The following is a 24,847-nucleotide window of genomic DNA, read 5'->3' as shown; positions in this document are numbered from 1 at the left end:
AATTCCTCAAGTTTCTTTGAGGAATTTTTTTATTTAACTATTGAATTTATTTTTTACAGTTAGGTATTCTTCTATGTAGTCCATGGCAATAGTTAGAAGAGCTACTGCAATTATTAAATTAATTAAATTTCCTCCCATAACAAAAAATAAACCAATTAAAACTACTAATAGTAAAAAGCTACCAAACCAACGAAGATACATCATATATGTCAATCCTTTCTACATCCAAGTAAAGTAATAAGTTAGATCTTTTGACTATTTTATCAAAAATATATAGGATTATAAGATCTGAAAGTCAAAGTTAAAATTATTTTGTGTAAAATATTTAATATTATTCTTTTATATTAAAAAATAAGGTTGAAATTCTTTAGATTTAATGTATAATTTAATTGTATGGATACTAAATATGTTGTATGGGTACAATATTGCATAATCATAAAGGGGGACTTAAAATGAAAGAAAAGGCATCAATAAAAGCATCGAGAAATAGTTTTAGAATTATTGAAATAGTTCAAATAGGACTTATGGCAGCGTTAACATATATAGCAACTGCAGTTATAGCTATACCAGTGGGAGATAATGCAGTTTTACATATAGGTGATGCAGTACTATTTTTATGTGCCATCTTACTAGGAAAAAAAAGAGGAGCTGTGGCCGCTGCTATAGGTATGACATTTTTTGATTTGTTTTCTCCATACTATATATGGGCGCCATTTACCTTTATTATAAAAGGAGTTATGGCATATATAGCAGGAGCTATAGCCTATAGAGGTGATTATCAAGGAGATAAAGTTTGGAATAACTTATTTGCATTCATTGTAGCCGGAATAGTTATGATTTTTGGATATTTTTTTGCTGGAGGTTGCTTAAATCACTTTGTATATGGAATACCAACTATTGGACAAGGATTTATAGTGGCTTTAAAGGATATACCAGCTAATATACTTCAAGTAGCAGGGGGAATTGCTATAGCATTACCACTTTCCATACCGTTAAAAAAATATTTAGCTAAATATTTATAATTGATAGAGCATCACTAAAGTTGGTGCTTTATTTTTTTATATTTTGGGGCAAACTAAATTAAAATAAAAAATTAACCTATTGACAATATATAAATGGAGTACTATTATGTAGATATACCCCCTGAGGGGGGAGGGGAGGTAAATGATGAGTGAAGAAAGAAAAAAAGCTTTGCAATTGTTAAAAACAGCAAGGGGTCAGATAGATGGGATTATCAAAATGATAGAAGAGGGGAGGTATTGTATTGATATTTCTAATCAAATCTTAGCATCACAAGCTTTATTAAAGAAATCAAACTTAGAAATTTTAAAAGGACATTTAAATCATTGTGTTAAGGATGCAGCAATAAATAATAATATGGATGAAAAGATTGTGGAAATAAATAATATATTAGAAAAGATAATTACAAAATAAAGAAGGTGAAAACATGGATAATAAATCATTTAAAATAGAAGGTATGACTTGTTCTGCTTGTGCAAATAGAGTAGAGAGAGCAATTAGTAAGTTAGAGGGGGTTGAAAAAGCAAATGTAAATTTTGCTACAGAAACTTTAACTGTAGATTTTAATAAGGAAAATTTAAATTCTCATAAGATTGAGGAAGCTGTAGTTAAAGCTGGGTATGGCGTAAAGAAAAATGTAAAAACCTACAATTTTAAAGTAGAAGGCATGACTTGTTCTGCCTGTGCTAATAGAGTAGAAAGAGTAACTAAAAAACTAGATGGAGTAGAAAATGCTACGGTAAATTTTGCCACAGAAAAGCTTACTATAAAAGTAAATGAAGATGAGATATCCTATGGTGATATAAAAGCAGCAGTAGATAAAGCTGGGTATAAGTTAATTAAAGAGGAAGTAAAAGATAAGGAAAAACAAGGAGAGGAAAAAAGTGAAGCTAGTAAATTACTTACAAGGTTCATATCTTCCCTAATTTTTACAGTTCCACTACTAATTATAACAATGGGTCACATGGTAGGGATGCATCTTCCATCTATAATAGATCCTATGACAAATCCGTTAAACTTTGCATTAATTCAGTTGATACTAACCTTACCAGTAATGATAGCTGGATATAAGTTTTATAAGGTAGGACTTAAAAATTTAGTTAAACTAAGTCCTAATATGGACTCACTAATATCCATAGGAACTTTGGCTGCTTTTATATACGGTATATTTGCTATATATAAAATAATGCAAGGGGATCATGAGTATGCAATGCATCTATATTTTGAATCTGCTGCAGTAATACTAACCTTAATAACCTTAGGTAAATATTTAGAAGCGGTATCTAAAGGTAAAACCTCTCAAGCTATAAAGACTTTAATGGGTTTAGCTCCTAAAACAGCAACTATAATTAGAGATAACAAAGAAATTGTAGTACCTGTAGAAGAGGTTATAGTTGGGGATATAGTACTAGTAAAACCAGGTGAAAAGTTACCAGTAGATGGAGAAGTTATAGAAGGAAATACATCTATAGATGAATCAATGCTTACAGGAGAGAGCATACCCGTTGAAAAATCTATGGGAAGTAGTGTAATAGGGGCTAGTATTAATAAAACAGGATTTATTAAGTATAAGGCCACTAGAGTTGGTAGAGATACTGCTCTTGCACAAATAGTTAAGCTAGTAGAAGATGCTCAAGGTTCAAAAGCACCTATTGCTAAACTAGCAGATGTTATATCAGCCTACTTTGTACCTGTAGTTATAGGGCTTGCTGTAATTGCTTCAGTGGGTTGGTTGATTGCTGGTGAAACACCTATATTTTCTCTTACTATATTTATTGCAGTACTGGTTATTGCCTGCCCATGTGCTTTAGGTCTTGCTACTCCAACTGCCATTATGGTGGGAACAGGAAAGGGTGCTGAAAATGGTGTTTTAATTAAAGGTGGAGAACCATTAGAGACTACTTATAAATTAAAAACCATAGTATTTGATAAAACAGGAACTATAACAGAGGGAAAACCTAAGGTTACAGATATTATAACTAATGGTGAATCAGAGGAAGAAATTCTAATTTTAGCAGCTAGTGCAGAGAAGGGATCAGAGCATCCACTTGGTGAAGCCATTGTTAAAGATGCAGAGGAAAAAGGGTTGAGCCTTAAAGTAATCGATAAATTTAATGCTATTCCAGGACATGGTATAGAAGTAGAAATAGATAAAAAATCTATTCTTCTAGGAAACAAAAAACTTATGATGGAAAAAAACATTAATATTTCAAGTTTAGATGAAACTTCTGATAGATTAGCTTCAGAGGGAAAAACACCAATGTATATAGCTATAGATGGAAATGCTGCTGGAATTATAGCTGTAGCAGATACTGTTAAAGCAAGTAGTAAAAATGCTATAGAAAGTCTGCACAAAATGGGCATAAAAGTAGCTATGATAACTGGAGATAATAAGAGAACGGCGGATGCCATTGCAAAACAAGTTGGTATAGATATAGTATTATCAGAGGTTTTACCAGAGGATAAAGCAAATGAAGTGAAAAAGCTTCAAGTTGATGGAAATAGAGTAGGCATGGTTGGTGATGGTATTAATGATGCTCCAGCCCTTGCCCAGGCTGATATAGGAATAGCAATAGGATCTGGAACAGATGTAGCCATTGAATCAGCAGATATAGTTCTTATGAGAAGTGATTTAATGGATGTAATATCAGCCATAAAACTAAGCAAAGCAACTATTAAAAATATAAAGGAAAATTTATTCTGGGCCTTTGGTTATAACGTATTAGGAATACCGGTGGCTATGGGAGTATTACACATTTTTGGTGGCCCATTATTAAATCCTATGATAGCTGCAGGAGCTATGAGTCTAAGTTCAGTATCAGTATTATTAAATGCATTGAGACTTAGAAGATTTAAAGCTTAATATTCCTATTTATATAGGAAACTATATAAATATTAAGCTATATAAATAGGAAACTATATAAATAGGAAACTATATAAATAGTTAACTATTTGTTCTGTTTATCAGGGTTTAAAGGCATTTGATAATTTTAATGATAATATTAAATTATCATACTAATATATATTTTAGGAGGAGAAAGCGATGAAAAAGAAAATATTAATTGAAGGAATGAGCTGTAAAAACTGTGTAGCTCACGTAAAAAATGCTCTAGAAGAGTTAGCTGGAGTTTCAGAAGTAGAAGTTAATTTAGAGGGGAAATATGCTTTAGTAGAAGCTACTGAAAGTAATGATGTTTTAAAAGCTACTATAGAAGAAGAAGGATATGATGTAGTAGGCATAGAATAAAATTACCATAAATTATATAACAGAAAAATAATTAAATGTCTTAAAGGTTACTAGATTTTTATGAAAGTAAACTTTAAGGCATTTTTATTACCTATGGTTTTAAGAAGGTATATTTAAGAATAATCTATTATGTATATAAAATAATAATAATGTGATAATTATTCACATATAATTAAAATAACAGAAATATATAAGTTAATAGGAACTATTGATTAAATATTCTGAATATTATATAATATAACTATTAAAGTTAATGTATTTTATTAAAAAGTTTGGGGGCGTTTAAAATGATTCAAGTATTTTGTAAAGAAAAAGGCTCTGGGAAAACAAAAGCATTAATGAATTTAGCTAATTCAAAGGTAAGTAGCTCAAAAGGAAATCTAGTGTATATCGATGATGACACAAGAGGACTCCTACGTATTCATAAGAACATAAGGTTTATATGTTCTAAAGACTTTAATATTCATAATTACAAAGATTTTTACGGTTTTATATGTGGCATAATATCTAAAGACTATGATGTGGAAAGTATATTTATAGACGGTATTTTGAGTGACATATGTAATGATGCGGATGATTTTGGTTCAATACTAAATAAATTAGAATATTTATCAGAAAAATTTAAAGTTGACTTTTATGCCAACGTTAGTTGTGAAGAAAATAATATACCAGATACTATTAAAAAATATGTTGTTTAGAGAAAATTAGTATTTACTCTTGAAAAATGATAATAATAATAGTAATATGTATTTAAAATAGAATATAGTAAGAGACGATGAAGAAAAGAAGTAATTAAATGAATTTTAAAGAGAGCTGATGAGTGGTGTAAATCAGTAAAGGATTTTAATGAAATACATTTTAGAGTCTTAGGTCGAAGTAGTAGTAGGCTGTTACGGTTTCCTAACGTTATTAAGGAAGAGAATAATTTAAATGTTTTTAAAGATTTTAAATTATAAATTTGGGTGGTACCACGGAAATTTTCGTCCCTAGTATTTTTATACTAGGGACTTTTTTAGTTTCTTAATTATATTTGTTAAAATTGAAATCATAGCCGAAGATTAAAGTAAAAAAACTATAAGATGTTGGAGGAAGTTATGGAAAATTACAATGTATATGACGTTTTAAAGGAACGTGGATTTTTAAAGCAATTAACACATGAAGAAGAAATGAAAGAAATATTTGCAAAGGAAAAGGTAACTTTTTATATAGGATTTGATCCCACAGCAGATAGTCTTCATATAGGACATTTTATTGCTATGATGTTTATGTCTCATATGCAAAAGGCAGGGCATAGACCCATAGCTTTAGTTGGTGGTGGTACTGCAATGATAGGTGATCCATCAGGTAGAACAGATATGAGAAAAATGCTAACTAAAGAGGAAATTGATCACAATATATCTTGTATAAAAGGTCAACTTTCAAGGCTAATAGACTTTAGTGATGATAAAGCAATCCTAGAAAATAATGCAGACTGGCTTTTAGATTTAAATTATGTGGATTTTATAAGAGATATAGGTTCACACTTCTCAGTTAATAGAATGCTTACTGCTGAGTGCTTTAAACAAAGATTAGAAAAAGGATTATCCTTCTTAGAGTTTAACTACATGTTAATGCAAGGATATGATTTCTACGTATTGAATAAAAAGTATGATTGCACAATGGAATTAGGTGGAGATGATCAGTGGTCAAATATCTTAGCTGGAATGGAACTTATCAGAAGAAAAGAAGGTAAATCAGCTTATGGTATGACATGTTCACTACTTACAAATAGTGAAGGAAATAAGATGGGTAAAACAGCCAATGGGGCAGTATGGCTTGATCCTAATAAAACATCACCATTTGAATTCTACCAATACTGGAGAAACATTGATGATGCAGATGTAGAGAAGTGTCTATGCCTACTAACATTTGTTCCAATGGATGAAGTAAGAAGACTTTCAGCTTTAGAAGGAGCAGAAATTAACGAAGCTAAAAAGGTTCTTGCTTATGAGGTTACAAAACTTATCCATGGAGAAGAAGAAGCAGAAGGAGCTAAAAAGGCTGCAGAAGCTCTATTTAGTGGTGGAGTAGACATGAGCAATGTACCTACAGTAGAAATTGCTGAAGATATGAAATCTGCTTTAATTCTTGATATAATAGCACAAACAGGTATTGTTCCATCTAAGAAAGAAGGAAGAAGACTTATAGAGCAAGGTGGACTTACTATAAATGATATAAAAATAGAAGATGTTAATGAAATATTTAATGAAAGCTACCTAGAAAAGGATGGATATGCCTTAATAAAAAGAGGAAAGAAAAAATTCTATAAATTAGTGATAGCTTAGTAAAAAAAATTATGAGTATGCCTAATGGTATACTCATTGTTTTTGTAATATACTTCACTAAAATGAAAATGATACGATTAGTTTAATAGGGGGTGAAGTCTATGTCAAATGTATGGAAAATTAATATGGTACAAAACTATACAACAAGAGATGATTTTAACAAGCTCACCTTTAAAAAAGGAGATTCATTTTCTGCTAGAATTTTAAGGTTAGAGGGAAGTACAACTGATGTTATAATAAAGTTACTTGATGGAAGAGTATTTCCGGCAAGGGTAGATGGAGAGATACTTCAAGAAAATTTAGATGATTATATGTTTAAATTTCAACTAGATGGATTTGAAGGAGGAAAATTCCTTCTTAGAATATTAGAATCAAATGTTATAGATAGCCTTGGGAACAATGGTGACTCAGCTATTAAAGATCCATTAATGGAAGAACTACTTAAGAATTTAGATTTTCCAGTAGGCAAAGAGGATGTGCCTATATTAAAATCTATGCTTAAGAACAATATTCCAATTACAGAAGAAAATCTTTTAGAAATTAAGGGACTTAAGGAATTTATAGATCAAAGCAATAATTCTCCTAAGGAGTTAAATAAATTCATTGATAAATTTATAGAAGCTAAAGGAATACAAAATAATAGTTCTGAAGCTAAACAAATAAAAGAAACTTTAGGTAGAGTTTTAAATGAAATCAAGAATTTAAAGATAGATGATGTATTTGTTATGAAAGCTCTAGATATAAAGCTAAATGAACATAATATCAAAGCTTTTTCAAAGGTTATATCTAATGAATACAGTATTTTACCAGAGATAAAGGAAACTACCAATGTTATTAAAGAGCAGATTATTGGCAATATTAATAAAGATACACAGGGAGAAGCTATTGTTAATAGAAATTCAACTTTCATTGAAGGTGATAAATTAATATATTCTGAAAAAGATAGTTCTCAACCTATGGTATCAATAAAGGAAAGCTTAGAAAATAAAGAAGCTATATTATCTTCAGAAAAGATGGTAAACAAAGAAGGAAAGCATTCTAATGATATTATAAATGAAAGAACAATAGGAATAGTCAATGATGAAGATGATCTACTGGGGAAAATGGCATCTCACGGCAATGACGAAGTAGATAGCACTAATAAACTCTTTAAGCAGCTTAAATCAGATATCATGGTAGATAGAAGTATAACAAGCAATATGGTAAAGGATGAATTAAGAGAAAAAATATCCTTTATAAAAAATGATTTAATGGAATTAATTAAGTTATCCCAGAAAGAAACTAGTACTTTTAATAATGTGATTCAAAACTTAGAAACCAAGTTTCAAGAGTTTAAAATGTTTAATACAATAAATAATAATTATTATTTTCTTAATGTTCCACTGGATATGAAAGATAAGGAATATGATTGTAAGCTGATTATTAAGGATGAAAGAAGTAAAGGAAAAAAGTTAGATACTGAAAATATTAAAATAGCGGCTAGTGTAGCCACTGTAAATATGGAAAAGGTAGATGCTTATTTAACCGTTAATAAAAATTCAGCCACTATTGAAATAGAGAGTGAAGCCACATATGTAAAGATATTAGAAAGATTTAAGGGAAAGTTAATTAACGACTTAATGGATAGTAAGTATATGTTTAATATTTTTATAAAAGAGAAAAAACATGATTTTTCTTTTTCAAATTGCAGAAGTTTCTTTGAAGATGATGATTTCACTACAATTAATACTAGAGTTTAGCTAGGAGTGTGCTTATATGGAAGATAGAAAGAGAAAAAAAGCAGCAGCTTTAAAATATGAATATGGGCAGAATGCTCCAAAGGTTACAGCAGCAGGTATGGGTAATGTAGCTGATAAAATCCTTGAAGAAGCAGAAAAAAGTGATGTACCTATTGTATATAATGATGAACTTGCAGATATGCTTACTAAAGTGGATATAGATAGTGAAATTCCTTATGAGCTTTATGATGTAGTGGCAAAGGTTATAGCCTATGTTATGGAGATAGATAATAAGTACAAATAAATTTAAATAAAAAGATTATGAAATAGATAGTAGGTGGTTAAGTGGCATTATATGCAATTTCAGATCTTCATCTAGCCTCCACAGGAGAAAAGCCTATGGATATATTTGGGGAAAAATGGAGCAATCATGATGAAAAAATAAAAGAAAATTGGATTAGAATTGTGAAAGATGAAGATACAGTATTAGTAGCAGGGGATATTTCATGGTCTATGAATATGGAAAATGGCAAGGCTGATTTAGAATTTATAAATAATCTTCCGGGGAGAAAAATATTTGTTAGGGGAAACCATGACTATTGGTGGACTGGAATTACTAAGCTTAATTCTATGTTTCAGAGGATGGAGTTTATCCAAAATAATTTTTTCGTATATGAGGATTATGCTATATGTGGAAGTCGGGGATGGATTTTAAAGAATAATCCCAAATTTAATTCTCACGATAAAAAAATCTATGATAGAGAACTTATAAGATTAAGATTTTCCATAGATGCAGCAATAAAAAGTGGTTTTAAAAAAATAATATGTATGATTCATTATCCACCTATATTTCCTAATATGCAGGAAAATGAATTTTTAGAAATGTTTAAGGAATATAACGTGGATAAGGTAATCTATGGACATCTTCATGGTGGAGGACTTTTAAATGTCTTTGAAGGAGAAAAAGATGGGGTTGAGTATATTTTAACATCCTGTGATTATATAGATTTTGCTCCTATTAAGATTTTAGATTAATAAAAAATTCAATAAAAGTCATATAAAATACCATAAAAAATACCATTATATGATATAATTAAATACGGATTAATAGAATTGGTTAGTAAAGGAATGACATATATGGCAGTTATTGAGTGGAAGAGTTTTTTAATTCCATACGACCAAGCAGTAGAGGAATTAAAAGTAAAGTTTAGAAGTATAAGAAGAGAATTAAGAAAGAAAAATGAATACTCACCTATTGAATTTGTAACGGGTAGGGTTAAAGAGGTTTCCAGTATACTAGAGAAAGCTAATAAATTTGATATACCTTTAGATAGAATCCAGTATGAAATGGAAGACATTGCTGGACTGAGAATCATGTGCCAATTTGTAGATGATATAGATAAAGTAGTAAATATAATACGTGAAAGAAAAGACATGCATATAATTTATGAAAAAGATTATGTTACTAATGTAAAATCTAGTGGTTATAGAAGTTATCATATGATTATAAAGTATCCAGTAAATATGGCATCTGGAATGTGTGAAGTGCTTGCTGAATTTCAAATAAGAACTTTGGCAATGAACTTCTGGGCTACAGTGGAACATTCTTTAAATTATAAATATAAGCATGCTATACCAATAGACATTAAAGGAAAGCTTAAAAGTGCAGCAGATGCAGCCTTTAACTTAGATACAGAAATGTTAGCAATAAAAGATGAAATAAAGGATGCTCAAAAGCTATTTGAGGTAAAATCTTCTTTAGTAAGTAATATAGTGGAAAATATATTAACTATATCTTCCCTAGGGAAAACTGGAGAAGCATCAAGGTTTACAGAAGAGCTTAATAAGTTATTAGAAGTAGGAGATGTATTTGAACTTACAAGCCTATTAGAAGAAACTAAAAAGGTTCTTGAAAGGTACAAATAATTCATTGGTACAAAAGTTTTATATTCCTCATATGATGATATAAGCAATATTTCATGAGGTATAAAATGAGTGAGCAATTAATTAAATTTCAATCAACTACTTATGGAGATAAGTATGTAGATGCTAAGGTTGAAACTGGTGATGATAACAGAGGTGTTATCTATGGTAGAGTAATTGATAAAAATAATAAACCAATTAGTAATGCAGTAGTAAAGTTAATCATACTTGAAGATCCAAATGACCCATTAAGTATACTACCTATAACCCATACTTTTACAGATGAATATGGTCAATTTTTATTTGGTCCATTACCACCAAATAAGACCTATCTAATAAAAATATGGCATGATGATATTTATGTTAGGCCTGTTACCATAAAAGATAAAGAAGCAAGACATAGTTGCATAACCATAAGAGAAGGTAAAAATTCTGATAATAGTGAAAGAAAATTACCAATAAATCATAGTGAAAAATAAAACAGAGGAGATTTTCCTCTGTTTTTTAACTTTATGTCCTAACTTATTCATAGAATACTCTTTTTGCTAAAACTTTTTAATGTTCTTTGTAAGAATATTAAAAAACAAAATAGATTTTATAGCATAAGTGAGAATTAATGCATTTATGTTATATAATTATATATAAATTAGTTACATACATATATATATATATATATGTATATATGGTATTTTACAATTAGTTAAAAATATGTAAAATATATTGTGAGAGATGAAATAAGGGAGGAAGCATATGAATAGAATATTACGAAACAGAAGTATTATGATTTTATGGATTCAAGAGCTTTATCTAGATTTGGTGATGCTATTGAAAGCTTAGCACTTATGTATTTAGTGTATGAATTAACATGGTCTGGACTTGCTATGGGAACAGTTATGTTATTTAGTGGAATTCCTAATATAGTTATAGGACCAATTGCAGGAGTAATTGTAGATAGATACAATAAAAAAGCAATAATGTTTATATGTGAATTAGTGAGGGCAGTAGCCTTAATATTGATTCCAGTATTTATGTATTTTAATATAATAAGTTTATGGCATATTTATATTCTAGCAAGTGTAGCATCAATAGCTGAGAGTTTTTATGAGCCATGCTATGGAGTAGCAAGTATTCAAATAACACCTAAAGAGGATTTACCTCTTGTAAATAGTTTAACTACCACCACTAATTCTATAATGAGGTCTATAGGTTATGCTCTAGCAGGGGTTATTATGGTAGCTTTAAACAAAGAAATATTATTTATTATAGATGCAGTAACATTTTTTATATCAGCTATTGCTGCACTAATTATATCCCTTCCTAAGGTTGAGAATAAAAATATTACAAATCCAAAAGAAATATTATTTGATTTAAGGTATGCTGGAAAGTATATAGCTTCAAATAAACACATAACTATAATGCTTATAGTTATATTTATAATAAATTGTGGAATAATTCCTTTAACATCATTTTTACCTATTTTTAGTGATGTTCATTTAAGTCTTGGAGAAGCTTGGTCTGGATATTTTATGACAACATTCTCCATTGGAACTATATTGGGGGCCTATGTTAGTGAAGAAAAATTTAAAGTTGAGAAGTGCATACTTATATAGTTTTACTATAATGGGAATTTGGGTATTATTAGTATGTCTATTTAATCATAGGTATATAGCATTAGCCATGTTTTTATTATTGGTTCTATAATAATGATGTGGGCATCTACAGACATCCAAAAGACTTGTGATGTTAGCTACTATGGTAGGGTAGGAGCACTTTCATCAACAGTTATATTAGCATCTTCACCTATAATGTCTTCAATTTGTGGATGGGCTATAGATTCCATTTCAATAGTAAATGTATTTATAATAACAGGAGTAGTATTCCTTCTTTGTGGTTTAGTAATATACAAACTTTTTTCAAATAATGTTAATAGTAATAGCTATGAACAAAATATTAATAACGTAGGTTAAGGTTAAAAACTTTATACTTTATTTTATTAAAAATAAGGAATAGATTAGCAGGAGCAATCTATTCCTTATTTCTGTGATTAATTAGCTACTATATTTACAAGTCTACCTTTAATAACTATAACTTTTCTTACAGTTTTTCCTTCAAGGTTAGATTTTATCGTTTCATCATTTAAAGATGCTTCTTTTATTTCATCCTCAGAAGAAGAAGTTGCAACATTTATTTTTGCTTTAATTTTACCATTAATTTGAATAGCAATTTCTACTTCATCTTTAACTAAAGCAGCTGGATTAAATTCTGGCCATTTTTCATTAAATACTGAGTAACCCATTCCAAGGTTTTCCCATTGTTCTTCACTGAAGTGAGGAGCAAAAGGAGCTAAAAGCTTAATATAATCAACTAATACTTCTTTTAAGAAATCAGTATTTTTAACAGCTTCATTTAGATACTTATTAAGAGCATTGGTAAACTCCATAAGTCTTGCAATGGCAGTGTTGAATTGAAGCTTTTCAGCATCCTCACTAACACCTCTAATTGCGAAGTGTCTCCAATAGTTAAGCTCTTTTTCAGGTGCTTCTATTACATTTTTAGAAGACTTGTTACAGTTAATTTCTGAAATTGATGTTTCAAGAATTCTTTCTATTCTATCTACAAATCTACCAATAGATTTTAATCCATCATCACTCCAAGCTCCGCCATCAGTGTATCCAAATCCAAACATTAGGTACATTCTAAATACGTCAGAACCATATTCTTTGATGTAGTCATCAGGAGATATTGTATTACCTTTAGACTTACTCATTTTCTGTCCATCTGGTCCTAGGATTAAGCCTTGGTGAGTTAATGATAGGAATGGTTCATCAAAGTTTAGAAGTCCCATATCTCTAAGAGCCTTAGTGATAAATCTTGCATATAGAAGGTGCATACAAGCATGTTCAGGACCACCTACATATTTATCTACTGGAAGCATCTTATTTATTATTTCACTATCAAATGCTTTTTCACTATTTTTATTATCTGCATATCTCAAATAATAGAAAGATGAACATACAAAGGTATCTAAAGTATCTTCATCACGGTGTGCAGCACCTCCACACTTAGGACAAGTTGCATTTATAAAGTCTTCAGATTTTGCAAGAGGAGATTTTCCATCTGGTGCAAACTCTACATTGTATGGAAGTTCTACAGGTAATTGAGCTTCTGGCACTGGAACAGTTCCACACTTGTCACAGTGAATCATTGGAATTGGAGCACCCCAATATCTTTGTCTAGATACTAGCCAGTCACGTAGTCTGTAGTTAATTTGTTTTTTACCAAGACCTAACTTTTCAAGTTCAGTAACCACTGCATCCTTAGCTTCTTCTCCTTTAAGACCATCAAATTTTCCACTATTTATCATTGGGCCATATTCAGTAAATGGAAGAGCATCTCCACCTTCTATAACTCTCTCTATTGGAAGATTATATTTTTGTGCAAAAGTATAGTCACGGTCATCATGAGCTGGAACTGCCATTACTGCACCTGTACCATAAGTATTAAGTACATAGTCTCCAACCCATATTGGAATCTCACGGCCATTTATAGGATTTATAGCATAGGAACCAGTGAATACTCCTGTTTTTTCTCTAGAGATAGACTGTCTTTCTATATCACTTTGCTTTGCAGATGTTTCTTTATAAGCTTCAATAGCAGCCTTATTTTCTTCTGTAGTAAGCTTTTCAACTAATTCATTTTCAGGAGCAAGAACAACGTAGCTAACTCCAAATAAAGTATCAACTCTTGTGGTAAATGTGTTGAATTCAATATTAGAATCCTTAACTTTAAAAGTTACTTCTGAACCAGTTGATCTTCCAATCCAGTGTTTTTGCATAGCTTTAGTTTTTTCTGGCCAATCAAGACCATCAAGTTTTTCTAAAAGCTCATCTGCATAGTCTGTGATTTTAAGGAACCATTGAGTTAAGTTTTTCTTTGTTACTTCACTTTCACATCTTTCACAATGACCTTCTACAACTTGCTCATTTGCAAGTACTGTGTTACAGCTAGGGCACCAGTTTACTGGAGCATTTTTTCTGTAAGCAAGACCTTTTTCATACAATTTTAGGAATAACCATTGGGTCCACTTATAATAATCTGGTCTACAAGTAACAACTTCATTTTCCCAGTTGAACATTGCACCCATTGCTTTAAGTTGTTTTTCCATAGTTTCAATATTTTTATCAGTAGAGTCTTTAGGATGTATACCAGTTTTAATAGCAAAGTTTTCTGCTGGAAGACCAAAAGCATCAAATCCCATTGGTTGGAATACATTATATCCTTGCATTCTCTTCATTCTAGCCCATGAATCTACTGGTCCGTAGTTAAACCAGTGTCCTGCATGTAATTGGCTTCCTGAAGGGTATGAGAACATTTCAAGAACGTACAATTTTTTATCCATATTGTTTTCATCGAATTTATATAGGTTTGTTTCTTCCCATTTTTCCTGCCATTTTTTATCTGTAGCAGTTCCATATCTAGCCATAGTAATCCTCCTTGTTTGATAAATATCAAATATTATTTTAAATAAAAAAAAGCTTTCATCTCTTATGAAAGAGACGAAAACTATAATTCCGCGGTACCACTCTATTTAGACCATAAAGGTCTCCCTTGATAATATAACGGTTAAATCCGTACTTGCTTTTAACAAGTAAGCTCCCAGGCAAGTTCATATAAGCTTATTACTACATTACACCAAGCTGTAGCTCTCTTTAAATAAGTAATTATATTACTACTCCTCATCACTGCAATAAATAATTTAGTTTTTAAAAATTATACATTAAGAGTGAAGTAAATGTCAAGGGATTTGAATATTATATCCCTAAAATTTGAATTTTTTAGTTCTCACACTATTTATGAATACCGTAAGAACATAGTCAAATATAAAGAAGGCCACATTTCCACCTACAAACATAATTATTAAAGGATATCGTAGTTCAATAGTAGGCATAAATAATTGTTTATATAAAAGAAATGATATAAAGGTTATCACATTAAAATAAACTAGTTTTAATATGATTTCTATAGTTGTATTTCTTTTTTGCTCTATAAAAAATTTTACTATGCCATAGGGACCAAAGATTAGCACATAAAAAAGACAAAGAGTTTTGTCTGGGATTATGAAATAAGCTAATACAGAGGAGCCTATATATACTAATAAAGTAGTTTTCATATCAGCAATAAGTATTCCAAGGGGAATAAGTGCTGAAGCTAAGCCTAATAAAAATAAAGTGTTAAAGGTAATAAAATTAGCGGCATACAAGATAATAAGAGTGAAAGCAATAAGCATACCGCCCTTTGCCATATTCGAAGCCTTATTTTCTTTCATAGTAACCTCCTTTTAACAACAACTAATACAATCTCCACCCATACATTCACAACAAGTATCTAACATCCAAATATTTAAGCAAGTATTGCACATGTCATTAGAACTATTTCTTTGACCATAATAGGTACTTCTATAGTTATTTTGTGTATGATTTAATTGATTAAGCATTTGTCTATATTCAAAGTTATTAGGATCCATTCTACAAGCAGTATTTATTAAATTATTTGCGCTATCGTACCAACCTTTTCTAAGATGTACAACCCCCATTAAAAAGTTCCATTCAGCAGTTTTATTAGTCATAGCATTAAGTTTCGATTCTGCGCCGCCTATATTTCCTCTATTAATATCCATTCTAACAGATTGAAGATTAGGATCATTGTAGCTGTTAGAACCACCACCATAGGTTGAGGAAGGATTTCCATAGCTAGAAGATCCATTACTAGTATTACCTTTTTTACTTAATACGTCATAAGCTTCGTTTATCTCTCTAAGTTTTTCTTCTGCTAAATCTTTTAGCGGGTTATTAACATACTTGTCTGGATGATATTGTTTTACTAGCTCTCTATAAGCTTTTTTGATTTCATCTTGAGAGGCATTTTCTTTAACTCCAAGTACTTCATAAGGATTATTCATGTTTTTTGTCACTCCTTGATTTTATAGTTTCTATTTTATTCATAAGTCCTAATTGTAAAATATTAAATAGTAAGTCTTTATTTTTATTTATAGGAAGTTTATCTAAAGCTTCAGAAGTAGAATTCGCACTCATTATTAGGTTAAATTCTATTCTATTGCCCTCTTTAATAATTAAGTCTTCATAGGGTAGGTTTTCAACATTGAAGGCTTTGTTAATGGCGTTAAATTTATGTTTCTCCATATCTTCCTTTAAATCATCAAAGGCATCTATTATATAAATCCATCTCCCTAGATTATATCCTAAGTTATATAAATCATTAAAAAAGTTTTCATTTTTATAATAGTAAGAGATTATAAAAGCTGTTAAAGAAGCAAAAGGGTCACTGAGTTCATCAATAGATATCACATTCTGAGATTTTTCAAGAGAACTTAATTTATTTATATTTTCTTCTATATTAACTAAAATTGGAGATAAGTCCTCTTTAGATTTATTTATAAATTTTTTTATGTACATAGAAATAAACTTTTTACTTAGAGAATTATCATCATTATAATCATCTAATAATTTGTAGTATACTAGGGACACGTTACAAAAGGCAGCATAATCTAAAGCTCTATTACCTATAACCTTAGGCTTTTTTTTCATAGGATGAGCTATACATTTAGTAACTACATACTTATGTTTACTGTATTCTAAACTATCCAAAAGTATACCTAAAAAAGTCATATCATAATTTAAAGTCATTCTGCATAAATTAGAAAAATTATTTTTTATAGATATACATAACCCACAATAGTAAGCTTTGAACATTTCATAGTCTTTAATTTTTAATTCCATTTTATAGGGTGTTACATAACCAAACATTATACTCCTTTTACTGATCCTTCACCATTTAATATTTCAAAGATTGTTTTAGAGGTGGTATCCTCCATAGTATATCCAAGTAAAGCTACAATTTCTTTTATTTCTTCCTCATCCGTTGATTCTATTTCTAAATAAGGAAAGGGACAAAAGCTCTTATCATTTATATCAATTTCAATAAGAGAATTCTTATATTTATAACTTTCTCTATGTTTTTTTATTGATGCTACTAGCTCAAGACCAAGGGAGGTGAAGATTTGACTTCCAATGGTGCTATTGTCTATAACAATTTCATTTTCTTCCATAACCTTATACTTTTCTTGGCTTAGAAGTTTTTTTGTAGTCATATAATTTATTATTACATTATTTAAATTATCTTCCACTATTCTAATTCTAGCATAACCTTTTTTACTTAGCAGTCTTCTATCTGGAAAATCATAGAGGTTATTAACTTGATTTTCATCCTTAACTTTTTCACAGCCTAGACTGTTAAGTTTAGATTTTATTTCATCTACATCTATCTTTAAGATTCTAGTTTCCATTTCTTCCAAGGATAGCACCCCTTTTTCTTTAATGATGACATTATACCTTATGTTTAAGATTATAACAAATTTTATTGATATTGTTAAAAAAAAATATATAATTATTCTTATACTGTTAAAAATCTATAGTAGATATACTAGAATAGTAAATATACATAAAGATATGTATACTAAAATTTATGGAGGTAAGTGATGGAGTATATAAATGAAATTAATATAAATGAAGCTATTATTCATATTTTAGATAACAATTCCGATGAGCCAGTTTTAAATGAGTATCCCTTAGAATTAGCAGAAGAGGTGTATACTTTTATTTTTAAACACATTCAAAGATGTTTAAAGGATGAGGAACTTAAATATGCTATTTTTAATAAGGAGAGAAATATTGTAAAGGAAGTATGTCAAGAATATTTGAATGGAGAAAATAATCTAACAAATGTATCTAAGGAGTTAGCTAGTCAGATGTTTATCTTGATGAGATCAAAGGGGAGCATACCTTCCTGTGATTTGCTTACTGTATCCTTTACTACAGAGTATGGAGCATTTATAGGTATATTTAAGATGGATTATATTAAAAATTATATGCACAATGTAGAGTTTGTAGATGGAAAGATTGGAATAGATATAATACCTCAATTTACAGGACTGCCTTCAAGTAGTTCAAGGATACAAAAGTGTGCATTTATCAAGGCTATGGCTAGTGATAATCCTTATGATTTATTAGTAATTGATAAGCAAAGTAAAAGCAATAAAGAAAATAAAGAATATGGAGCTAATTATTTTATAGATAATTATTTAGGCTGTACTATAGTAGAAAATGAAAGAGATAAGACAAAGCAGTTTTTGAAAGTAGCAGAAAAATGGACTCAAAATGCCCTTAGTGAAAATGCAGAAGGACAAGAAACAGTACGTAGAGAAGTTAAGAAGAGGCTCAGAGAAGAAGATTCTATAGACTTGAATAATTTTGCAGAAGAAGTTTTTAAAGAAAATCAGTCTCTAAAAGAGAACTTTAGAACCTTTGCAATTGAAAGTGGAGTAAGTGAAACTGTAGATTTAGATAAGCAGTGGGTAGAAAAGAAATTGAAGAGAGTTAGGCTAAAAATAGATAAAGATATAGATTTATATATATCAGAAGAAGCTTATAATGATATTAATAGATTCGAAATTGAAAGAGTCGGGGATGGTAGTATTAATATGATAATAAAACATATTATCAATTATACTGAAAAGTAGATAAAATAAAAAAACATGGAATAAAAGTTCCATGTTTTTTTTATCTTATTTCATTGAGTCTATTGAACCTAAAACCGTTGTAATTTTATCTTCTACCAATTGTTGAAGATTAGTTCTTGCTACTCCAAGATATTTTCTTGGGTCAAACTCACTTGGTTTATCTGCAAATACTTTTCTACAAGAACCTGTAACACAAAGTCTTAGGTCTGTATCCATGTTAATTTTGCAAACAGCCATAGATGAAGCTTTTCTTAGCATTTCTACAGGTACTCCCTTAGCACCTTTTATGTCTCCACCATTTTCATTACACATTTCAACATATTTTGGATCTACAGCAGAAGCACCGTGAAGAACTATTGGATATTTTTCAAAACCAACTTCTTCTAATTTTCTTGTTATTGTTTCAAGTCTTTCAAAGTCAAGTTTAGCTTCGCCTTTAAATTTGTATGCACCGTGGCTTGTTCCAATAGCTATTGCTAATGAATCAACACCAGTTCTCTTAACAAAGTCAACTGCTTGGTCTGGATCAGTGTAAGTAGCATCTTTAGCAGATACATTTACATCATCTTCAACTCCAGCAAGTTTACCTAGTTCAGCCTCTACCACAACTCCATGAGCATGAGCATATTCTACAACTTCTTTTGTAAGTCTTACGTTTTCTTCATAATCATAGTGAGAACCATCAAACATAACAGAGGTAAATCCATTGTCTATACACTCTTTACAAAGTTCAAAAGAATCGCCGTGGTCTAGGTGAAGAGCTACATCAACTCCACTTTCCTCAACAGCAGCAAGTACCATATGTCTTAAATAAGCTGGTCTCATATATTTTATAGCTCCACTAGAGCATTGAAGTATTACAGCAGAGTTTTGAGCTTTAGCTCCATCTACAATTCCCTGAATTATCTCCATATTGTTAATATTAAAAGCTCCTATAGCATATTTGCCTTCAAAAGCCTTTTTAAACATTTCTTTAGTAGTTACTAATGCCATAACATTATTCCACCCTTCTATTTATAAGATTAAGTCTATAATTTTATTATAGTTCAATCTTTAGTTAAATGCTATATAGAAAACCATATTTTGAAATCGTAACCAAAAACTTATCAAAAAATGTTTCCTATTGATATAGATTCTAATTCTTTTACTTGGTTAATTAAAGTTTTTACCACGTGAATAGATGAAAGAGCTTCATCTTTATTTTTGCATTTAGAATATTGACTAAGCTTTATAACTTCACTATAAATGTTATCAAAGTCTGTATGATTTAAAAATAAAGTTAAGTTTGCCACGTGTCCTTCATAGATGTTTAACAATTCAAAAGACAACATATAGCTTTCATCCCAATTATCATTTACTATGTTTTCTTCTATTTCTGATGAAACATCTAAAAGCTTATCACAAGTTAATACTATATATTTGCTGGCAAAAAAAAGAATGAATATCATTAGAAAGAAGATGATGCATGTTGCTATCATGTTTTTCATTGTATAGGAACTCCTCCTTAACTCTCTTTTTCATTAGCACTAGCATTAGTAGTTTGATTTTTAAGTTGAAAGTAGAACTTTTGGTTATTTGAATAAACTATTGCAATGAGCACATCTTTATAGCTTTTAATATTATTTTTAGCTAGTTTTTCTTCTAACCAATAATTATCTTTTTTAATAGACTTAAGATTGGCCTTGTTTATAACACCATCTAATATTACGGGAATGGGAAGAGGCTCATCTTCTATTTTTATATTAAAATCTTCCCTTGTAGGTGGTTCATAGTCTTTGTAAGGAACAATAGATAGAGAACCATCAGTTTCTAAAATTGCATAATGTATTTCTTGTAAATTAAAATAACCATTTTGTCTAAGCTCACCTAAAAGGTCATCAAGATTATATCTAACTTGCTTTAATTCCTTCACATTTACTAGTCCGTCTTTTATAAGTATACTAGGTTGACCGTTTAGAATAGAGCGAATGTGTTCACTTTTAAGTTCTAAAAAGGAAGTCATTACTTGAAGAAAAACTAAAGTAGTTATAGGAACTATAGCATATATTAGCGGAATTCGGTTATCACCCATAGGGAGAGTTGCAAGTTCAGAAATCATTAGTGCAACTACAAAATCTACAGGTTCTAACTGTCCAAGCTGTCTTTTACCCATAACTCGCATAATGAAAATTAAATAAACATATAGTATAACTGTTCTAATTATAAGTATAAACATAAATATCACCTATATTTCTAATATAATGCTAAATATAGTATGCACAGAATATAATAAATTATTTGTGGTTTGTTGGTTTCATATTTACAATTATGTAATATAATAAGTAATACAAATATATAATATAATTTAAGTTTAAATTTTATTAGGATTATGATTTTATTAGTTAATTAAGGGATTAGGAAATAATATATGATAACTAAATAATTATAATAGAGGTGAGGGTATGGATAAAATCAAGATAAGAATAGAAGAAAGAATCATAGAAGTTCATAGAGGAATAACGTGTTATAATTTGATAAAAAGATATGGCCATGACAATAAAGTACCTATAGTTTTGGTTAAAGTGGACGGTAAACTTAGGGAGTTATCAACTGTTCTTGAGAAGGATTGTGATATAGAGTTTGTTGATATTACAGATAAACAAGGAATTATGTGCTATATAAGAAGTTTACAATTTGTTTTAATAAAAGCTACCAAGGATTTATTTCCAGATAGTAAAATAACCATAGAACATTCTTTAAGTAAAGGATTATTTGGTGAAATATATAAAGACATACATCTAAGCATAGATGATGTATATGCCATAAAAAAGAGAATGCTTGAGATAGTAGATGCTAACATGGAAATTGAAAAGAAAAATTATAGTAAGGAAGATGCTATAGATTTATTTAGAGAAGCTGGCATGGATGATAAGGTTAGTGTTTTTAAAAATGTAAATGAGAGCAGTATAATAATTTATAAGTTGGGTGAAGAAATTGGTTATTTTTATGGACCAATGATACCTAATACAGATATACTAAAATGTTTTGATTTAATTTACTATGATCCAGGGTTTATTCTAAGATTTCCAACTCAAGAAGAGCCAACCCAAATTCCACGATTTGAAAAACATAGGAAGTTAGCAAAGATATTCTATGAAGCTGAGAAATGGGGAGATATACTAAATATAGCCCATGTAGGTGCTTTAAATGATGAGATAGAACATGGTGATATTGTGACTTTAGTACGAGTTGCAGAAGCTTTGCACGAAAAGAAAATAGCTAATATTGCTGATAAAATAAAGAAAAATCGTGATATAAAGTTAATATTAATAGCTGGGCCATCATCTTCAGGAAAAACCACATTTTGTAAGAGGTTGGGAATTCAAATGAGAGTTAATGGATTAATTCCAGTACCAATATCACTAGATGACTATTTTATAGATAGAGAGCTTACTCCAAAGGATGAATTTGGAGAATATGATTTTGAAAGTATAACTGCATTGGATTTAGAGTTATTTAATGAACAACTAAAAATGCTTTTAAATGGAGAAGAAGTTGAGCTTCCAACCTTTAATTTTATAACAGGTAAAAGAGAGTGGTTAGGAAATAAAGTGAAGCTTCCAGATAGGGGAGTAATAGTAATTGAGGGAATACATGGCTTAAATGAAGTCCTAACAGCTTCAATTCCTCATAATTATAAATTTAAAGTATATATTAGTCCATTAACTCAAATAAATATGGATGCTCACAATAGAATAGCAACAACGGATGTAAGGATGATTAGAAGAATAGTTAGAGATTATTTGTCAAGAGGATATGATGTAGAATATACACTGAAAATGTGGTCTTCTATAAGACGAGGAGAAGATAAGAATATATTTCCGTATCAAGAAGATGCAGATGTAATGTTTAATTCAGCACTTATATATGAGTTAGCAGTTTTAAAGAAATATGCATTAGAAGAGCTATATAAAGTGAAACCAGAAAGTTCAGTCTACAATGAAGCAAGAAGACTTATAGAATTTTTACATTTTTTTAAAGAAGTAGATAAGGATGTTGTTCCAACAAATTCTTTAATTACAGAATTTATAGGGGGAAGTTGTTTTTATCAATATTAAATTTAAAATGAATATTAATTAAATAGAGCTAGGTAATAATGGTGTACAAAAAAACACTATTACCGAGCTCTATTTATATCGAAAAAATATATATATTGTCAATAAGTTTTATGGTATAAATATTATAGATATATTTTTACATAATTCTTATTTAAAAGTTACATATTTTTAATCTTTAACTAATGGTATTATATAAAATGGATATACTAAGTAATAACTATTAATTCAGGAGTCAATGAAATAATAAATTTTAGTATATTCTATAGTGGTATTTTATAGGAGGAAATTATGAAAAGTTATAGCGTGTTTGACATTCTTGGTCCTATAATGATTGGACCTTCAAGCTCACATACAGCAGGAGCTGCAAGACTTGCAAAATTAGCTGCAAAGATTGCAGAAGATGATGTTAGGGAAGTTAAATTTTTACTTCATGGCTCCTTTGGAAAAACTTATAAAGGACATGGTACAGATAGGGCACTAGTAGCTGGAATTTTAGGAATGGATCCCTGGGATTATAGATTAAAAGAGTCTTTTACTATAGCAGAAGAAAGAGGAGTAAAATTTACCTTTGAAGAAACGGATCTAGGTGATGTACATCCTAATACAGTTAAATTTGTAATGAAGGATTCCAAAGGAATAGAAACCACTGTTACAGGTTCATCCATAGGCGGAGGAAATATTGTTATATTCGAATTAGATGGACAAAGCATCCATTTTACAGGAGAATATCCAACTATTATAATTACTCATCTCGATGTACCAGGAATGATATATAATGTTAGCAATCTTTTATTTAATGAAAATATAAATATAGCTTCAATGAATGTATATAGAAAAGCTAAGGGATTAGAAGCTTCAACGGTGGTTGAAACTGATGGGATAGTGAATCATCAAGTGGTAGATAAAATAAGAAAGATAGAAAATGTGAAAAATGTAGAGGAAATATTACCACCAATGAAAGGAGAGTAGCTTTAATGTTTTTATCAAAGGCAACAGAAATAATTGAATTATGTAATAAAGAGAACATAACCATTGCAGAATATACTATAAGAGAGGAACTGGAATCTTCAGAAACTTCTAGGGAAAAATTAATTGAAATGATGAGAGAAAATCTAAAAGTTATGAAGTCTGCAACTCAAGAAGCTATGGATAAAGAGATTATATCTATAAGCGGTCTTATAGGTGGTGATGCAACTAAGATTAGAAAGTACTTCCAAGAAAAAGAAACCTTATGTGGTGATTTTATAGTCAAAGCTATGGCAAGAGCATTATCTTGTTCTGAGGTTAATGCAGCCATGGGAAGAATAGTAGCAGCACCTACTGCAGGGAGCTGTGGTATTATACCTGCAGCTATTATTACAGCAGGGGAGAAATTAAATAAAACTGATGATGAAATGATAACTGCTTTATTTACAGCTTCGGGGGTTGGGATTTTAATTGCTAAAAATGCAACTCTAGCAGGTGCTGAAGGTGGATGTCAAGCAGAATGTGGTAGTGCAGCTGCTATGGCTGCAGCTGCCATTGTAGAAATGATGGGAGGAACTCCTAAAATGGCATTTGATGCAGGGGCTATGGTAATAAAAAATGTGGAAGGCTTAGTTTGTGATCCAATAGCGGGATTAGTTGAGATACCATGCGCTAAAAGAAATGTAGCAGGAGCGGTAAGTGCCCTTACCATGGCAGACGTGGCAATGGCAGGTGTTGAGAGTAAGATTCCTTTTGATGATACAGTCATATCTATGTACAAAATAGGAAGAGCCTTGCCTAGTGAATTAAGAGAAACTGCCTTAGGTGGTCTTGCAGTAACTCCATGTGGTCAAAAGTTAAAAGAAAAAGTATTTTCTAATAAATAAAAAACTAAAATAAAGTATTTCATTACAGTTACACCTTTAGTAAAAAATATAGGTGTAACTGTTTCTTTA

The 24,847-nt window shown here is 30.1% G+C and carries 26 protein-coding genes and 2 other annotated features; of the genes, 17 read left to right on the top strand and 9 right to left on the bottom strand.

The window, feature by feature from the left end; translation table 11 throughout:
• Nucleotides 1-33: 33 nt before the first annotated feature.
• Nucleotides 34-204 (bottom strand): hypothetical protein, encoded by a 171-nt coding sequence (locus tag B2P65_RS17890; RefSeq protein ID WP_156964319.1) that lies wholly within the window; start codon nucleotides 202-204, stop codon nucleotides 34-36.
• A 248-nt stretch (nucleotides 205-452) separates the two neighbouring features.
• Here B2P65_RS17890 and B2P65_RS17885 point away from each other — a divergent pair, with 248 nt between their 5' ends.
• The 13 genes from B2P65_RS17885 to B2P65_RS17825 all read left to right on the top strand — a co-directional run bounded on the left by B2P65_RS17885 (nucleotide 453) and on the right by B2P65_RS17825 (nucleotide 12,199).
• Nucleotides 453-1,022, top strand: a complete 570-nt coding sequence (locus B2P65_RS17885) for an ECF transporter S component (protein WP_346848944.1) — start codon at nucleotides 453-455, stop codon at nucleotides 1,020-1,022.
• 145 nt (nucleotides 1,023-1,167) lie between these two features.
• Entirely contained in the window at nucleotides 1,168-1,434 is a 267-nt protein-coding gene (locus tag B2P65_RS17880; RefSeq protein WP_035132480.1) for a metal-sensing transcriptional repressor, read from the top strand.
• A 13-nt stretch (nucleotides 1,435-1,447) separates the two neighbouring features.
• Entirely contained in the window at nucleotides 1,448-3,883 is a 2,436-nt protein-coding gene (locus B2P65_RS17875) for a heavy metal translocating P-type ATPase (protein ID WP_346880650.1), read from the top strand.
• Between the two features lie 180 nt (nucleotides 3,884-4,063).
• A complete protein-coding gene (locus B2P65_RS17870; protein WP_035132469.1) occupies nucleotides 4,064-4,267 on the top strand; it encodes a heavy-metal-associated domain-containing protein in 204 nt (67 codons plus the stop codon).
• 287 nt (nucleotides 4,268-4,554) lie between these two features.
• Nucleotides 4,555-4,965: a hypothetical protein gene (locus B2P65_RS17865; protein ID WP_346848946.1), complete on the top strand. Its 411-nt coding sequence runs from the start codon at nucleotides 4,555-4,557 to the stop codon at nucleotides 4,963-4,965.
• Between the two features lie 68 nt (nucleotides 4,966-5,033).
• Nucleotides 5,034-5,258 (top strand) — a binding site (T-box leader).
• Nucleotides 5,259-5,361: 103 nt separating this feature from the next.
• Complete coding sequence (tyrS, locus tag B2P65_RS17860; RefSeq protein ID WP_346848947.1) at nucleotides 5,362-6,591, top strand: tyrosine--tRNA ligase; 1,230 nt, start codon at nucleotides 5,362-5,364, stop codon at nucleotides 6,589-6,591.
• A 101-nt stretch (nucleotides 6,592-6,692) separates the two neighbouring features.
• Nucleotides 6,693-8,330, top strand: a complete 1,638-nt coding sequence (locus B2P65_RS17855; RefSeq protein ID WP_346848948.1) for a hypothetical protein — start codon at nucleotides 6,693-6,695, stop codon at nucleotides 8,328-8,330.
• Between the two features lie 16 nt (nucleotides 8,331-8,346).
• Nucleotides 8,347-8,613: an EscU/YscU/HrcU family type III secretion system export apparatus switch protein gene (locus B2P65_RS17850; protein WP_346848949.1), complete on the top strand. Its 267-nt coding sequence runs from the start codon at nucleotides 8,347-8,349 to the stop codon at nucleotides 8,611-8,613.
• Nucleotides 8,614-8,654: 41 nt separating this feature from the next.
• A complete protein-coding gene (locus B2P65_RS17845) occupies nucleotides 8,655-9,344 on the top strand; it encodes a metallophosphoesterase (protein WP_346848950.1) in 690 nt (229 codons plus the stop codon).
• A gap of 102 nt (nucleotides 9,345-9,446) precedes the next feature.
• On the top strand, nucleotides 9,447-10,235 hold the full coding sequence (locus B2P65_RS17840) for a GTP pyrophosphokinase (RefSeq protein ID WP_035132458.1): 789 nt from the start codon (nucleotides 9,447-9,449) through the stop codon (nucleotides 10,233-10,235).
• A 65-nt stretch (nucleotides 10,236-10,300) separates the two neighbouring features.
• On the top strand, nucleotides 10,301-10,711 hold the full coding sequence (locus B2P65_RS17835; protein ID WP_346880649.1) for a carboxypeptidase-like regulatory domain-containing protein: 411 nt from the start codon (nucleotides 10,301-10,303) through the stop codon (nucleotides 10,709-10,711).
• 309 nt (nucleotides 10,712-11,020) lie between these two features.
• Nucleotides 11,021-11,842: an MFS transporter gene (locus tag B2P65_RS17830; protein ID WP_346880648.1), complete on the top strand. Its 822-nt coding sequence runs from the start codon at nucleotides 11,021-11,023 to the stop codon at nucleotides 11,840-11,842.
• Nucleotides 11,843-11,935: 93 nt separating this feature from the next.
• Entirely contained in the window at nucleotides 11,936-12,199 is a 264-nt protein-coding gene (locus B2P65_RS17825; RefSeq protein WP_346848953.1) for a hypothetical protein, read from the top strand.
• A 77-nt stretch (nucleotides 12,200-12,276) separates the two neighbouring features.
• Here the strand turns inward: B2P65_RS17825 and leuS are convergent, their stop codons facing one another.
• From leuS to B2P65_RS17800, 5 genes are all read right to left on the bottom strand, one after another.
• The gene (gene leuS / locus B2P65_RS17820; protein ID WP_346880647.1) at nucleotides 12,277-14,715 is read right to left on the bottom strand and encodes a leucine--tRNA ligase; all 2,439 of its coding nucleotides are present in this window, start codon (nucleotides 14,713-14,715) and stop codon (nucleotides 12,277-12,279) included.
• Nucleotides 14,716-14,781: 66 nt separating this feature from the next.
• Nucleotides 14,782-14,984 (bottom strand) — a binding site (T-box leader).
• 67 nt (nucleotides 14,985-15,051) lie between these two features.
• Complete coding sequence (locus B2P65_RS17815; RefSeq protein ID WP_346877846.1) at nucleotides 15,052-15,558, bottom strand: hypothetical protein; 507 nt, start codon at nucleotides 15,556-15,558, stop codon at nucleotides 15,052-15,054.
• A 12-nt stretch (nucleotides 15,559-15,570) separates the two neighbouring features.
• A complete protein-coding gene (locus B2P65_RS17810; protein WP_346848956.1) occupies nucleotides 15,571-16,191 on the bottom strand; it encodes a J domain-containing protein in 621 nt (206 codons plus the stop codon).
• The gene (locus tag B2P65_RS17805) at nucleotides 16,184-17,056 is read right to left on the bottom strand and encodes a DUF5685 family protein (protein WP_346877844.1); all 873 of its coding nucleotides are present in this window, start codon (nucleotides 17,054-17,056) and stop codon (nucleotides 16,184-16,186) included. Before B2P65_RS17805 ends, B2P65_RS17810 begins: the two co-directional genes overlap by 8 nt.
• Nucleotides 17,056-17,604, bottom strand: a complete 549-nt coding sequence (locus B2P65_RS17800; protein ID WP_346848958.1) for a class IV adenylate cyclase — start codon at nucleotides 17,602-17,604, stop codon at nucleotides 17,056-17,058. Before B2P65_RS17800 ends, B2P65_RS17805 begins: the two co-directional genes overlap by 1 nt.
• Before the next feature lie 183 nt (nucleotides 17,605-17,787).
• On the opposite strand from B2P65_RS17800, the gene B2P65_RS17795 reads away from it, so the two are divergent.
• A complete protein-coding gene (locus B2P65_RS17795) occupies nucleotides 17,788-18,828 on the top strand; it encodes a nucleoid-associated protein (protein WP_346848959.1) in 1,041 nt (346 codons plus the stop codon).
• A gap of 45 nt (nucleotides 18,829-18,873) precedes the next feature.
• Here B2P65_RS17795 and fba read toward each other — a convergent pair whose 3' ends face one another.
• From fba to B2P65_RS17780, 3 genes are all read right to left on the bottom strand, one after another.
• Entirely contained in the window at nucleotides 18,874-19,821 is a 948-nt protein-coding gene (gene fba / locus B2P65_RS17790) for a class II fructose-1,6-bisphosphate aldolase (RefSeq protein ID WP_035132444.1), read from the bottom strand.
• Between the two features lie 113 nt (nucleotides 19,822-19,934).
• Nucleotides 19,935-20,315 carry a DUF4363 family protein gene (locus B2P65_RS17785; protein WP_150844052.1) on the bottom strand — a complete coding sequence of 127 codons (381 nt, stop codon included), beginning with the start codon at nucleotides 20,313-20,315 and terminating at the stop codon, nucleotides 19,935-19,937.
• A gap of 17 nt (nucleotides 20,316-20,332) precedes the next feature.
• On the bottom strand, nucleotides 20,333-21,043 hold the full coding sequence (locus B2P65_RS17780; RefSeq protein WP_346848960.1) for a DUF421 domain-containing protein: 711 nt from the start codon (nucleotides 21,041-21,043) through the stop codon (nucleotides 20,333-20,335).
• Between the two features lie 226 nt (nucleotides 21,044-21,269).
• Here B2P65_RS17780 and B2P65_RS17775 point away from each other — a divergent pair, with 226 nt between their 5' ends.
• The 3 genes from B2P65_RS17775 to sdaAA all read left to right on the top strand — a co-directional run bounded on the left by B2P65_RS17775 (nucleotide 21,270) and on the right by sdaAA (nucleotide 24,778).
• Complete coding sequence (locus B2P65_RS17775; RefSeq protein WP_346880646.1) at nucleotides 21,270-22,925, top strand: nucleoside kinase; 1,656 nt, start codon at nucleotides 21,270-21,272, stop codon at nucleotides 22,923-22,925.
• 288 nt (nucleotides 22,926-23,213) lie between these two features.
• Nucleotides 23,214-23,894 carry an L-serine ammonia-lyase, iron-sulfur-dependent subunit beta gene (gene sdaAB / locus B2P65_RS17770; protein ID WP_346848962.1) on the top strand — a complete coding sequence of 227 codons (681 nt, stop codon included), beginning with the start codon at nucleotides 23,214-23,216 and terminating at the stop codon, nucleotides 23,892-23,894.
• A 5-nt stretch (nucleotides 23,895-23,899) separates the two neighbouring features.
• Complete coding sequence (gene sdaAA, locus B2P65_RS17765; RefSeq protein WP_346848963.1) at nucleotides 23,900-24,778, top strand: L-serine ammonia-lyase, iron-sulfur-dependent, subunit alpha; 879 nt, start codon at nucleotides 23,900-23,902, stop codon at nucleotides 24,776-24,778.
• The last annotated feature ends 69 nt before the right edge of the window (nucleotides 24,779-24,847 follow it).

Origin of the sequence: Clostridium sp. UBA3061 (assembly GCF_002367465.1) — a bacterium.
GTDB classification, from domain to species: Bacteria; Bacillota; Clostridia; order Clostridiales; family Clostridiaceae; genus Clostridium_J; species Clostridium_J sulfidigenes.
Note: the sequence above shows the minus strand (reverse complement) of the source record. Positions and strands in the feature narration are given on the sequence as shown.